We start from the raw sequence: 14,226 nt of genomic DNA, 5'->3' as shown, positions 1-14,226 counted from the left end.
TAGGAGTCACGCCTCCTGAGGCGTGACCTGAAACCTAGGCGGCATGCAACACCGTGTCAAGATAAACAAGTGCTGCTCACCCAAGCCGTTTATCTGCACTGAACGGGTATACACTCTCGACGATAAATAAAGGCCTGATAGTGACTCGTCAGCTAACAGCATTATTTACACGCTACCGGCTCTTTAAGCTCGGCATCTCGCCAAGTGATATGGCCTCAGCAGGCAGTCTAGCCGGTTTAAAGTCATGCGCATAAACCCCTACAACCTTTGTTGTCGCTTCGAGCAGCAACGTCTCGCCCCTATAGATAACCTGTGTAAATTCAAATGAGGCAAGAGAACCTTTTAGCAATGTTGTCCGCAGCAAAAGACGGTCATCTAGAAACGCCGGAGATTTATATTTAACATCCAAACTGGAAACGACCAGAGCATAGCGATTATTCTTAATGAGCGCATGCAGATTAATATCAAACGCACTAAACCAATTGTCTCTACCCGCCTCCAAATAAGTCAGATAATAAGGATGATACACAACACCCCCCATGTCCACGTCACGAAAAGGTACTTTAATACCAAACTCACGAGTGCCACTATCAAAATACTTCTTTCTCATGCTAAAGCCCTGAATTAACGATCTGCGCTATCCCTTTTAACTTGGCCCACACCGGCACAAACCCAGCGACCACCATGGCGTTACTTTAGCAATCCAACCAGGCTTCCACCAAACTCATTTAACTTACCTGTACGAGCGAGCTACTCCTAGCCATCATTGTCCTACAACTTACATTTCCCATACAAAATTGCAATTTGCCATCATCCCCTTTGACTTGCCAACGTGATTTACTTCGAACTCACTTCGCAAGTGTTCATCTTCATTTTTTGAGGCAATACTATGGATGGTTTTGTTCCTACTAAAGCCAGAGCATTTTTCTTCAACCCAAAATCTTCTAACTTCAACAAATCCCCCTATAAAACTTATAGCGTTATGCGCGAGTCATACCCCTCGCACTACTTGGGAAATACTTTAATCCTGACACGTTACAACGATATATCTCAGTGCTTGAATGAACCGTCACTGGTCACCTCAGGCATCATAAACAAGCTGATCCATGAGTTTGACAAAAAGAATGTCGAGCTCTCTGAGATCAATAGATCCATGCTACGCGACCTCATTTTATTTCAAGAGGGCGATGCATTCGCCAAACATAGAAAATCATTGATGACGCCTCTTACGGGCATCTGGATCGAAAAATTCAGGGGCCTCATAAACGTTGAAATAGATTTATTAGTCAGTCAAATCCAGGCGCTCGACAATCGCAACGAGGTCAATATCATTGAGATGTTGATAAAGCCATTGTGGGTGAATTTATTTTCCGCGTGGTTAGGGTTCTCACAGACAGACAAAGACGCACTTCATGCCGAAGTTAAAAACATTCGGCTCCTGCTTGACCCAAGTTCAATTACTCTTGATGGACTGCTGAATTTAAAAGAAGCACTCAGCAACCTAGACACACTATTTAAAAGAAACTACAGCGACCATCAAAAAGGTTCAAGTAAAGGGATTTTTTACGAAGCCTTGCACCACGGCAACACTGAATACACGGCACGGGATTATACGTTAGATGCGATCGCCTGCTTTATAGGTGGAACAGAAACGGTGGTGGCCGTGATTGCCAACACGCTCTTGTTATTAGCGCAATGGCCTGAAGAACAGAGAAAAATCAGAAGCGACGCCAAGCTGCTGCGCAATACGCTTGCTGAGTCCATGCGGATGGAGACCCCTGCCCAGATGACTAAGCGCACGGCAAATACTGACTTTCAACTCGGTGGTACGCTGATAAAAAAAGGGGATGACGTTGTCCTCTGCCTCGCCTCTGGGAATAGAGACGAGCAGATATTCGCTGATCCAGATAAATTCGATATCACACGAAAAAACAGCAGCAAACACTTGGCGTTTACCGCAGGTCGTTATCAATGCGTGGGGCGGGCGCTAGGGCAATATATAACAGAAATTGCGTGTGAAAAAATGTTGAGCGGATTTAACTTTATAAAGCTCGCTGCCGGCCATGAAGTCATTTGGCAGCGCGAGAGTTTGATCATGCGCATGCCATCCTCCTTGGTGCTGGACCTCACTTAATACTTTAAACCGTACATTTTGATTCATAGGAGTAACTTTGAAAACCTACTTGGTCCACTTGACGGGCAAACGCGAAGTTTCTGATGAGATGATGAAGGCGCATTGGGGCTTTTTCTACGAACTGACTCAGAAAGGCCCGCTAAAAATGGCGGGTCCCTATACCAATTTCCACGGAGGCGCTTATGTTTTTGAAGCGAACACTCTAGAAGAAGCCGAGGCATTAGCCAAGAACGATCCTTTAGTCTTAAATGACTTGGCCAGCATCTCTATCTTCGAGTGGCATTTAAAGATCGGCTAAGTTTCGTTCAATGATCGAAGTGTGGCCAGTTCCAATACTGGCCATTGACTGCTCAGGACGCTGCTACCCCCCCATACGGCATTCAGCTGACGACATACCCAAGGAAAGAGTATGAGGTGTCTTATTTGCGCTGGAAGCGCTGAACAAATTCAATTATCTGGAGACTTTGCAGAGCGAATTTGCGCTGATTGCGGCCACTACCGAATATCTAAATCGCTCATTTTAAGGCTGATAGAGCAAGGTCAGATTTTCGATGTAGCCCGAATGAGAGACTGGCTTGCGGAGCGCCGGCAATTAGTCGACGTTCCTTCGATCAACACACACCAAGCAATTCTGGTGCGCTCTAGTCCTTAGGGCAGCCCCTGGAGCACATGCCTCGCATCGGTTTCACTCAGAGTGTAGCCGAAGAATTGCTGATAGAAAGTGTTCGTTTTCTGGAGCATTTCAGTCTCATTGAACAACGCCAGGTGAAGCTGTTGCGCCGCCCAAGTTATCGTCGTGACTCGATTGGTAGGTGCTGCACCAGGTCTCTCCGTCCTTTAGCTCAGGAGCAAGTGCCAGGTTCTCAAAAAGATACTTCATACGAATAATCCTCTCAGATTCAATCAGTAACAAACCACCTTCATCCAGCGATTCCTGTGGCACACAGCTGACGTAGCCGCCGGTCATTCAGGTGCAACAGCAGAATTTTCCACGCAATTGTTCGGCCACGAGCGTCAATGACCCAAGACGATGAGGCCTTGAGCGTTTTTACACACTCTGGGCCGAAAGCAGACACTGATCAAACCGGCGCGGGGATCTGTCCCCCCGCCGTGCCGTCGATTCATGTAAACCACTTTTATCACTTGTTAACTCCCGTGGTTTACGGTGCAAAAGAAAGGTTACAAACAGGTGAATGCCCTAACTGGTCAGAGCAGACAACGTGAATGGGATTCTAATTAGCACAGAGGACGGCAGATGGAGCTTGTGATTTCGCGGTCCCACTGGATCTGATCTTCTGTTCGAAGAGTCCTTTGAAGCCACTATGACGAATGAACAAGCTCCCTCGCCATAGTGACGGTATTGATACCTAACTGATCAAGCCTTTCATCGAAGCGGAGAGTTCACCCACCGCTCCGCCGCTTCTCGCGCCCCTTCAACTGCCTGCTCATAACTCTCCCAATGGTCGCCCTCCACATAGGCCGGCCGGGTAGCCTTGCCTGGCATGGTCAACTTGGCCCCAACAGGAATATCAAGCGCCGGGCTCCAACTGAAGCCAATCATCACGGTGACACCACTTTGTGTCACGTATTTAACGGGATGATCTTTATCAATACGTTCTGACATGTGTCTCTCCTTGATCCGGCGCCATGTTCAGCACCGGACGTTCGTTAGGTAGAATGCCCCATCAACGTCTGATCATGATAGTTCTTCTCGCAGGGCCGACTAATCGTGAGCCGTCGAACCAGGAATGCCATGCTGTTTGACGCCTCTCGGACGTCTGCCTATGCTTAAATTTCACCCTTTCCTCTCCTAGATTGACTCCAAAACATGCTTTCGCCTCGACACCGATAATCACAATGAAAAGGTACGGCAAAAGTGGACATACCTGACAACGAGCTAGTCGACAGCTTCAATCGCAAAATCACGTACCTCAGAATGTCGGTGACTGATCGCTGTGATTTTCGCTGCGTTTACTGCATGGCAGAAGACATGGAATTTCTACCTCGCCAAAACATTTTGACGTTAGAAGAGCTGTTCCAAATAGCACAGCAGTTCGTGGCTTTGGGCGTGCAGAAAATTCGATTGACGGGTGGAGAGCCACTCGTACGAAACGGCATTGTTAAATTGTGTGGTCAGATCGCCACACTGCCAGGCCTGAGAGAGCTGTGCATGAGCACTAATGGCTCGCAACTCACCCACATGGCAAAGCCCTTGCATGACGCTGGCGTATCTCGCCTGAACATCAGCCTGGACAGCTTGAACAGCCAGCTTTTCAAATCACTGACAAGAACAGGCGATCTGAGCCGCGTGATTGCTGGAATCGACGCAGCCCTTGCCGCCGACTTTCGCCACACCAAACTTAACTGTGTAGTGCTCAAGGGGCGCAACGATACCGAAGTGGTTGACCTGGTGCGATTTGCCATCGATAGACAGCTAGACATTTCCTTCATTGAAGAAATGCCGCTGGGCGTCATCACTGAGCACCAACGCAATGAGTCCTACTGTTCAAGTGATGAGGTTCGAGCGCGTCTGAGCGAAGTCTTCACTTTGATCAAGTCAGCCGAATCCACCCAAGGCCCATCCAGTTATTGGCGGATCGCAGAAGCACCCAATATCAGAATTGGCTTCATTTCACCCCATAGCCATAACTTTTGCGGGAGCTGTAATCGAGTGAGAGTAACGGTCGAGGGGCGACTGCTGCTGTGCCTGGGTAACGAACACTCAAGCGATCTGAAACAGATTCTTCGCAGCTACCCCGCAGATAGCGAACGGCTCGACAGAGCCATCCGTGACGCTATGAGGCTGAAGCCCTACAGCCATCATTTCGCGACCAATGGCGACGTGCAGATTCTGCGCTTCATGAACATGACGGGTGGTTAACTTCCAATCCTTTCATTCGCTTGCGGGGCAACCATGATCGTTCATCCCAAACCAAACATGCTAAACGTTCTGGTTACGTTGAAAGGATCCATCGCTAAACGTATCGTTCGGCGAAGCATCATGGTCACCGTCCTGGCTTCCATCATCGTATTGATTGAAAGCATGCACCCTGCTTTCTTCTCACGCGTCAACGCCACACCTTTCACTCTGCTAGGCCTGTCACTGTCCATCTTCATGAGCTTTCGCAATTCAGCTTGTTACGATCGGTGGTGGGAGGGACGCAAGGAATGGGGAAGAATCATCATCGAAGTACGCTCTTTCATCCGCGAGAGTTGTGTCATTCAGGACACTGAGTTAAGGGAAAGGATGCTGTTGGGATTGTGTGGGTTCGCTCATGCGCTTAACGCAAAGCTTCGCAATGAAGATGAGCTGAAAGCTGCTCGACCTTGGGTACCAGGCCTTCTGATCAAGATCACCCCGACCTTCAACATCAGCGATGGCATTTTGCAAGAAACCGGAAGGGAGTGTTCACGCCTGGCTCAAGAAAACATAATCAGTGAATGGCGATATGTAACGCTGGAGCAGCGATTAACCGGTTTGTGTGAGGCCCAGGCAATTTGCGAGCGTATCAAAAATACCCCGCTTCCCTTTCCATATACATTACTCCTGCACCGCACTATCTATCTCTTTTGCATACTGCTGCCCTTTGCGTTGGCCGAACCTTTGGGGTGGATTGCGCCAATTTTCACTGCGATAGTCAGCTATACATTTTTTGGACTCGATGCTATCGGAGATGAGTTGGAGGATCCTTTTGGACGGGACGAAAACGATCTCCCCACTGATGCCCTCGTTCGAGCGATTGAACGAGATATCTTGAGTGCCATTGGCCGTACCCATATCCCCCCTCCACTCCAACCTATTGACTATGTCCTAAGCTAAAAGGAGGTCTGTGAACTACCTGAACTTTTCGGCTAGCAATACCTTGATGAAAAGCGAAGCAGGCCTGTGATCAATACATCCTCAGGCCCGCTCCTTAGTCGATATTGGTTTTACGTCAAGTTCCAGTGCCCGCCGTAGAAGCTAAATCATCGGTTTGCTTTGGCTGATCTGCCGGTGGGCTAGTCTTTTCAGAAGCCTTCGGTTCATCAACCTCAACCTTGTTGAAGATCACTTCATCACGCCCCTTGTCATAACCCAACTCAACGCTGTCGCCGGCTTTGAGCTTGTCAGCAAGCATCTCTTTGGCAAGTCGCGTTTCGACGGTTTGGCGAATCTGCCGTTTCAATTCGCGTGCGCCAAATTCGGGCTGGTAGCCAACATCGGCCAGGTGGTCAACAAGCGAGTCATCGATTTTCAACGTGATGTCCTGCGCTGCGGCGGTTCGAGTCACACGGTCGAGCTGGATGCCCACGATGGCCCGGATATTGTCGCGGCTCAAGGCATGGAACACGATGATGTCGTCGATACGATTCAGGAACTCGGGACGGAAATGCCCTTTGAGCACGTCCATCAGCTCATCGCGCAAGGCTTTATCAGTGAGACGCTCATCCTCAGGACGCTCCAGGTTCTGCATGATTACAGAAGAACCCAGGTTGCTGGTGGCAATGATGATGGTGTTGCTGAAATCCACGACGCGCCCCTTGCCATCGGTCAATCGACCATCATCGAACACCTGCAGCAACACGTTGCTGACATCGGGATGCGCTTTTTCGATTTCGTCGAGCAGAATCACGCTGTAGGGCTTGCGGCGCACGCGCTCGGTCAACTGCCCGCCCTCGTCGTAACCGACGTATCCGGGTGGTGCACCGATCAGCCGGGCCACCGCATGCTTCTCCATGTACTCGGACATATCGATACGAATAATCGACTGTTCGTCGCCAAACACAGTCTCTGCCAGCGCCTTGGCCAACTCGGTTTTACCGACCCCGGTAGGGCCGAGGAAAAGAAACGTCGCAATCGGCCGATTCGCTTGTCCCAACCCGGCACGCGATAGACGCACGGCGTCACTGACGGCGAGAACAGCGTCCTCCTGACCCACTAGGCGATCACGCAGAGTGTCTTCCATGTTGAGCAGCTTTTGCCGCTCTTCTTGCGTCAGCTCGGTGACAGGGATGCCCGTAAGGCGCGAAACAACATCGGCAATCGAGGCCATCGTGACCTCCAGGGTTTCAGACCCGGTCTTGCGCTGCCAAGCCTCGGTTTCCTCCTCCAGCTGTGCTTGTTTCTGGTTGATGCGCTCCTCAAAACCCTTGGCCTCATCAAAGCGTTTGCGCGAAGTCGAATAATCCTGCTCGCGTTTCAACTGGGTGATTTCAGCTTCGAGTTCCTGGATGCTCGCGGGTCTTGAGCTGGCGCTGATGCGAACACGCGCAGCCGCCTGATCGATCAGATCAATCGCCTTGTCCGGCAAGAAGCGCGAAGTAATGTAACGATCCGATAGTTCTGCCGCAGCGACGAAGGCTTCATCCGCAAACGTGACCTGATGGTGCGCCTCAAGCTTGTCGCGCAGGCCACGCAAGATAATGATGGTTTGATCGACCGTAGGCTCTGGTACCAGCACCGGTTGAAAGCGTCGTTCAAGCGCGGCATCTTTTTCGATGTGCTTTTGGTACTCATTGAGCGTAGTCGCGCCGATAAGGCTGAGCTCGCCTCGAGCCAATGCAGGCTTCAGAACGTTAGCAATGTCCAGGCCGCCCTCTTCTGCCCCTGCCCCGACGATGGTGTGCAGCTCGTCGATAAACAAAACCAGCTCCGAGCTTTTCGCTGTTACCTCATCCAGCAGTTGCTTGGCCCGTTCCTCGAATTCCCCACGGTATTTAGAGCCCGCCACCATTGAGTTCAGATTCACTTCAACCAGTCGTCGACCACGCAGAATCTCAGGAACATCACCTTTTACGATGCGCTGTGCGAGGCCTTCTACAATTGCTGTCTTACCGACTCCGGGTTCTCCAATGAGCACCGGATTGTTCTTCCTACGGCGGGCAAGTACTTCAATGGTGTTTTCGATTTCCTGCGCACGCCCAAGTACCGGATCAAGCTTGCCCTCACGGGCCAACGCCGTCAGGTCTCGACCGAACTTGTCGAGCGTCGGCGTCCCAGTCGGGGTGTCCACCCGGCCATCCTCGGCGCCTTTGCCCACGACCTTGACCACTTTCTGCCGCAAGGCTTCGGGGGTGACTCCATATTTTTTTAACAGTGTGCCGGCGATACTCTCCGGTACCGCCGACAACCCAATCAACAAATGCTCCGGGCCTACGTATGAATGTCCGAGGTCTCGGGACGCCTGGAACGCAAAATTGAAGACCTTCTTCAGACGTGGTGAAACGGTCATCTGATCGACTGGCGACTCGGCGCTGCCGCGCTGCGCGTGATGGTCGATGTAGCCCTTGATTTCGTCGGGAGAGAGCTTCAACTCCTTGAGCAATGCCGTGCCCACATCGGTATCCGCCAACACATACAGCAGGTGCTCGGTGTCGAGTTCGCTGCGGTTGAGTTCCTGGGCCTTCTCTGCAGCGCGTTGGAGGATTTCCATCGTCTGGGAACTGAAGGCGTCGGTTGCGTCTACGGACTCTCTGGGCACCTGTGCAGAAAGCCTTAGATCATCATCTCCTTGATCCGAGTGGCCGCCCACGCTGTCAAAGAAACGGGACATACCACCGCCCAGCAATGAGTCAAATGGATTCAGCATGCTTTGATGACGGACGAGTTGGCGGTAATCGTGATCGCAAATGGACATTGTTTTTGCTTGGCCATTTTGCGAGACCGTCACCCGCGCAACGGCTGGTCTCGCATTACATATTTCGCAAAGTGTCGCCATGATGAGTTGTCTCCAAGGGTGGATAACACGGGCTCAATCGAATGGATCTACTTCCTTGTAAAGATACCTACCGAAGCCAGGTATGAAATCCGCATTGCAGTGAGATTATTCATAAGCCTTTCGCAGGGAGTGGTTGCGTCATTTCCTGAGGAGCAGCCACCCGATCAAGATAGTAGGGTTATGATCAAAGCGCTCTACGAGTCATCAGCGATGCCGACGAACGAGGTTTATAGGTGCTTCAACTCTCCATGCACATTGAGGATCAGATAGCGCGACCCACCATGGAGAGACCAAAACTAAAAAGGAAAGGAGGTTTTCCGTGAGCTAGCGATCGGCCAACTCCTCAAGCAAATCCAGCGACGGCACGAAAAAAAGGTTGCCTGTGACAGCCGTACTGAAGTCAAGCAACCTATCGTAATTCCCTGGAGGTTTGCCGACGAACATATTTTCAAGCATCAGTTCGAGTGGTTCGGGTGAACGAGCGTAACCGATGAAAAAAGTTCCAAATTCACCTGCACCAGGCCGGCCAAACGGCATGTTGTCACGCAAGATTTTCACCTCCTCGCCATCCTTCGTAATCGTCGTCAAAGAGCTGTGCGAATTGCTTGGTTTGACCGATTCATCCAGCTCAATGTCGGAAAGCTTTTTCCGCCCGATCACATGCTCCTGCGCTTCGACAGATAGCTGATTCCATGCCGTCATGTTGTGCAGATACTTCTGTACCAGCACGTAGCTTCCTCCACTGAAGGCAGGGTCTTCATCCCCTACTATCGTAAAGTTGGTGGCCTTGCGACCTACTGGGTTTTCAGTACCATCAACAAATCCAATGATGCTGCGCATGTCGAAATATCGAAATCCATGAACCTCATCGATGACCGTGATGGCTTCGCCCAGCGCAGAAGTGAACTGCGTCACTAACTCGAAACAAAGATCCATCTGATCAGCACGAATATGCAAAAGGATATCACCAGGAGTGGATATAGCGCGTCGCCCGTCGACGCCAAACTCGCGAAACCCGTGCAATGAAACTGGGCGCGGATTTGCGAACAAAATGTCCCAAGCACTGGAGGAAAATCCACAGACACACGAAAGATTGCCCGCTGGGACTCGCTTGCCGACAGAGCGTGTGATCGCCGCAATATCAGCGCACCAGTTCTTCACTTTTTCTGCGGATTCTTTTCCCGACTTGAGGGTTGCCACGATGAAAATCGCGCTGCTGGTGGTCGGGCTGCACACCGCTTGTGGTTCAGGCGTTTCGGTGCTCATCACTGAAATATTCCCCATAAAACTTCACCTAGTGAAACAAAAAAGGAGGCGCAAAAGGCGCCTCCTTTGATTTTAGAAAGACCAACCGGATACCGTTACGTAATCAATTCAGCTCCGAGCGCGTTACACGCACGGGCACCGACTTATATGACGGCGTTCCACTGTCCTTATCGATGTAATCCAAAGGTACCAGCGTGTTCGCCTCGGGATAGTATGCCCCCACTGAACCAGCCGATATTTTGTACTCAATAGCCGTTATTTTTTCGTAGCGCAGCTTGCGTCCAGAAACGACCGTTTCGATATCCACCAAATCACCATGTGCCAGACCTCGTGACTGGAGATCGGCAGGGTTCATGAACAACACATCCCGTCGCCCAAATACGCCACGATAACGATCATCCAATGCGTAAATCGTCGTGTTGTATTGGTCATGGCTACGCAGAGTGATTAGCCGTAACACATCGTCTCCATCGACCTCTTTATCTTCATGCAAACCTGGGAACACAAAGAACTCCGCCTTCCCTGAAGGCGTCATCCAGATACGCTCCGTCGCGGGCAGCGGCATGCGGAAGCCACCAGGAACGCGAATACGTTCATTGTAGTTCTCAAAGCCTGGAATGGTCTTTTCAATCAGATCGCGAATTTTGTCGTAATTCTGCGAGAGCTCCATCCACGGTACCTTGCTGTCAGGCAGAGTGGCAGTCGCCATACCCGCCACGATGGCCGGTTCCGATCGCAAAAACTCGGATGCGGGCATCAACTTGCCAGCCGAAGCGTGAACCATCGACATCGAGTCTTCGACGGTAATTGATTGGCGCTCTCCGTTCTGTACATCGAGCTCAGTGCGGCCCAGGCAAGGAAACAGGTACGTTTCCTTGGAAACCAGCAAATGAGTGCGATTGAGTTTTGTACCGATGTGCACAGTCAAATCCAGTTTGCCCATTGCCGGGAAACACTGACCTGGATCAGGCAATGCGACGACGAAGTTTCCTCCCAGACAAAGCAGTGCTTTTGACTCGCCGGCAATCATCGCTTGCATGGCCTGTACTGAATCGTGGCCGTGCTCAACTGGCGGTTTGAAGCCCAGCACTTCTTCAATCTTGCCGAGGAACTCACTGGACGGTTTCTCGGTAATACCTACCGTTCGGTTTCCTTGTACATTGGAATGCCCGCGCAGCGGACATATGCCCGCGCCGGGCTTACCGATGTTGCCTCGCAGCATCAGAAGATCGCAGATCAGTCTTACGTTGGCCGTTCCTTCGTTGTGCTGGGTTATCCCCATTCCATACGTCACGATCGTGGCATTGGATTTCGCATAGGCCGCCGCGACTTTTTCCATGTCAGCCTTGAGCAATCCACTCGCAAATTCGATGTCGGGCCATTCGGTGGCCAACAAATCCGCCTTGAGTGCCTCGAAGCCGTTGGTATGCTTTTCAATGAAATCATAATCAAGCACTTGCCCTACTGATTCTTCCATTTCCAACAAGGACTTCATTACACCTTTAATGGCTGCTGCATCACCACCGGCCTTGACCTGCAAATAAGTAGAGGCAATACGGGTCGAACCATAAGTGGCCATTTCAATCATGTCTTGCGGGTCGGCAAATCGCTCTAGTGCACGCTCACGTAATGGATTCATCACCATGATTGGGACTTTACGCCGGGAAATCTCGTGCAGCGTCCCCATCATTCTTGGGTGATTGGTGCCTGGGTTATGTCCGATAGAAATAACCAGTTCGCACAGTTCAAAATCGTCCAGCGATACAGACCCCTTGCCCATACCGATGGAACGTGGAAGCCCAACGCTAGTTGGTTCATGGCACATGTTTGAGCAATCAGGAAAGTTATTAGTGCCAAAATTACGCGCAAACAACTGCCACAAATAAGCTGCCTCGTTCGAGGCTCTACCAGACGTATAAAACTCAACCTGATTGGGCTGCAAACCACGCAATATTTCGCCTATACGAGCAAATGCGGCTTCCCACTCGACAGGTTGGTATGTATCAGTCGCACGATCGTAAACCATTGGGTGCGTAAGGCGTCCCAAGTCTTCAAGCTCGAAGTCGGTACGTTTGAGAAGAGTGGAAACCGGATGTTTAGCAAAAAACTCGGGCGGAACACGTTTGTTGGTAGCCTCCCAAGTCACGGCTTTCGCACCGTTTTCGCAGAACTGGAAGGTTGATTTGTGCTCTTTGTCTGGCCATGCGCAACCAGGGCAATCAAACCCGTCCGGCTGATTGGTTCTCATTAACGTAAGAGGAGCCTTGAGCGTATCCATTTGCTCGCGCACCGCCGTCGCGGTGGCCTTAAGTGCACCCCAACCTCCTGCGGGGCCATCGTAATTTCGAACACCGGGTACTTTGCGCTTAATTGCCATGATCGCTCCACATACGACTCATAACCATAGAGGTGAGAGTCGATAGCTGCATATTTCCTGCCGCTATAATGCGGCATTACGTAACTTTTACCCTCTTGAGAGAAGTAAACGTCACAACCACTCAGTAAAAAACAAACATACAACTCAGAACTATTCTTGAGAAACCCTCTCATTCAGAGAGCAAAATATTTTCTCATGATTTTCGACGGTGATCTAGAATCTAGGCGGCATGCACCACCATGTCAAGGCCAAGGAAAGCCAATAAACCGGGCTAGCGTAGTTGCCTTCCCAGCTTTATTCCCAGGCAAATTTGCACCCTTCCTGAGAGGCAGAAAAGCATGGACATAATTGATTCGACTGCAATTGATCTAGCGCGAATTCAATTCGCGTTTACTGTTGGCGTCCACATCGTTTTCCCTGCAATAACAATAGGCTTGGCCAGTTTCCTTACGGTGTTGGAGGGTTTGTGGCTTAAAACCGGACGAGATGTATATCAGGATCTTTACACTTTTTGGGTAAAGATTTTTGCTCTGAATTTCGGCATGGGCGTGGTTTCTGGATTGGTTATGGCCTATCAGTTCGGAACAAACTGGAGTGGCTTTTCCTATTTTGCAGGCAGCATCACTGGACCGTTGTTGACGTACGAAGTACTCACCGCTTTTTTTCTTGAAGCAGGTTTTCTAGGCGTTATGCTCTTCGGCTGGGAAAAAGTTGGCCGTGGGCTGCATTTTTTTGCTACCGCCATGGTGTCGTTAGGTACGCTGATTTCAACGTTCTGGATCCTGTCATCGAACAGTTGGATGCACACGCCACAGGGATTCGAAATCGTTGGCGGTCGTGCGGTACCTGTTGACTGGCTGGCAGTGGTATTCAACCCGTCGTTCCCGTTCCGGCTCGCACACATGGCCATCGCCGCATTTCTGGCGACGGCATTTTTCGTCGGCGCTTCTGGCGCCTGGCACCTGTTACGCGGCCATGACACGCCGGCAGCGCGCACTATGTTGTCGATGGCTGCGTGGATGGCACTGATCGTCGCGCCGATCCAAGCAGTCGTCGGTGATGCCCATGGTCTTAATACTCTGGAACATCAGCCGGCAAAAATCGCTGCGATTGAGGGCCACTGGGAAAACGCTCCCGGTGAGCCCTCGCCGCTCATTCTGGCGGGATGGCCGGATATGAAAGCGGAAAAAACCCGCTACGCGATTGAAATTCCGGTACTGGGCAGCTTGATTCTCACCCACAGTCTAGACAAGCAGATTCCGGCGCTCAAATCATTCCCGCCAGAAGACCGACCTAATTCAACCGTGATTTTCTGGACCTTCAGACTGATGGTCAGCATGGGGATGTTGATGATCCTCGCCGGACTTCTGAGCCTGTGGCTGCGACGTGGCCAAAAGCTCTATACCTCACGTCCGTTCCTGGCCTTCTGGCTTTGTATGGGCCCCTCAGGACTCATCGCGTTGCTGGCAGGGTGGGTCACTACTGAAATGGGCCGTCAACCATGGGTCGTGTATGGCCTGCTGCGAACGGTCGACGCGGTTTCGCCACTGACTGTTTCTCAAGTCAGCATTAGCTTAGTGCTTTTCGTACTTGTTTACTTCGCCTTGTTCGGTGCGGGCATCGCTTACATGCTCAAACTCGTGCACAAAGGACCGCAGGCTCACGGGACGGAGCCCGTTCCTGAGGGCGGCGCAGGTCAACAACGAACACCTGCCAGGCCATTATCGGCTGCAGATGAAAAATGATGTTCA

At 51.0% G+C, this 14,226-nt stretch carries 10 protein-coding genes; 5 read left to right on the top strand and 5 right to left on the bottom strand.

Translation table 11 applies throughout. The annotated features are described in order from the left end of the window. Positions 1-172 precede the first annotated feature (172 nt). A complete protein-coding gene (locus M5B43_RS11655) occupies positions 173-610 on the bottom strand; it encodes a thioesterase family protein (protein WP_248750245.1) in 438 nt (145 codons plus the stop codon). A gap of 279 nt (positions 611-889) precedes the next feature. Here M5B43_RS11655 and M5B43_RS11650 point away from each other — a divergent pair, with 279 nt between their 5' ends. Continuing rightward, a complete protein-coding gene (locus tag M5B43_RS11650) occupies positions 890-2,134 on the top strand; it encodes a cytochrome P450 (RefSeq protein WP_248750244.1) in 1,245 nt (414 codons plus the stop codon). A 37-nt stretch (positions 2,135-2,171) separates the two neighbouring features. After that, positions 2,172-2,432 (top strand): YciI family protein, encoded by a 261-nt coding sequence (locus tag M5B43_RS11645; protein ID WP_248750243.1) that lies wholly within the window; start codon positions 2,172-2,174, stop codon positions 2,430-2,432. A 1,086-nt stretch (positions 2,433-3,518) separates the two neighbouring features. Here M5B43_RS11645 and M5B43_RS11640 read toward each other — a convergent pair. Next, on the bottom strand, positions 3,519-3,758 hold the full coding sequence (locus M5B43_RS11640; protein WP_248750242.1) for a hypothetical protein: 240 nt from the start codon (positions 3,756-3,758) through the stop codon (positions 3,519-3,521). 258 nt (positions 3,759-4,016) lie between these two features. Between M5B43_RS11640 and moaA the strand changes: the two genes are divergently transcribed. Then, entirely contained in the window at positions 4,017-5,015 is a 999-nt protein-coding gene (moaA, locus tag M5B43_RS11635) for a GTP 3',8-cyclase MoaA (protein WP_349292369.1), read from the top strand. A 33-nt stretch (positions 5,016-5,048) separates the two neighbouring features. After that, a complete protein-coding gene (locus M5B43_RS11630; RefSeq protein ID WP_248750241.1) occupies positions 5,049-5,954 on the top strand; it encodes a bestrophin family protein in 906 nt (301 codons plus the stop codon). 115 nt (positions 5,955-6,069) lie between these two features. Here M5B43_RS11630 and M5B43_RS11625 read toward each other — a convergent pair whose 3' ends face one another. The 3 genes from M5B43_RS11625 to M5B43_RS11615 all read right to left on the bottom strand — a co-directional run bounded on the left by M5B43_RS11625 (position 6,070) and on the right by M5B43_RS11615 (position 12,475). Beyond that, complete coding sequence (locus M5B43_RS11625; protein ID WP_248750240.1) at positions 6,070-8,832, bottom strand: AAA family ATPase; 2,763 nt, start codon at positions 8,830-8,832, stop codon at positions 6,070-6,072. Positions 8,833-9,156: 324 nt separating this feature from the next. Beyond that, positions 9,157-10,098 carry a Dyp-type peroxidase gene (locus tag M5B43_RS11620; protein ID WP_248750239.1) on the bottom strand — a complete coding sequence of 314 codons (942 nt, stop codon included), beginning with the start codon at positions 10,096-10,098 and terminating at the stop codon, positions 9,157-9,159. A 103-nt stretch (positions 10,099-10,201) separates the two neighbouring features. Next, positions 10,202-12,475 carry an FdhF/YdeP family oxidoreductase gene (locus tag M5B43_RS11615; protein WP_248750238.1) on the bottom strand — a complete coding sequence of 758 codons (2,274 nt, stop codon included), beginning with the start codon at positions 12,473-12,475 and terminating at the stop codon, positions 10,202-10,204. Positions 12,476-12,813: 338 nt separating this feature from the next. Here M5B43_RS11615 and M5B43_RS11610 point away from each other — a divergent pair, with 338 nt between their 5' ends. After that, positions 12,814-14,220: a cytochrome ubiquinol oxidase subunit I gene (locus M5B43_RS11610; protein ID WP_248750237.1), complete on the top strand. Its 1,407-nt coding sequence runs from the start codon at positions 12,814-12,816 to the stop codon at positions 14,218-14,220. The last annotated feature ends 6 nt before the right edge of the window (positions 14,221-14,226 follow it).

The sequence above is a fragment of the Pseudomonas sp. MWU15-20650 genome (assembly GCF_023242475.1).
Taxonomy (GTDB): domain Bacteria; phylum Pseudomonadota; class Gammaproteobacteria; order Pseudomonadales; family Pseudomonadaceae; genus Aquipseudomonas.
This window is presented reverse-complemented; position numbering and strand designations above follow the sequence as displayed.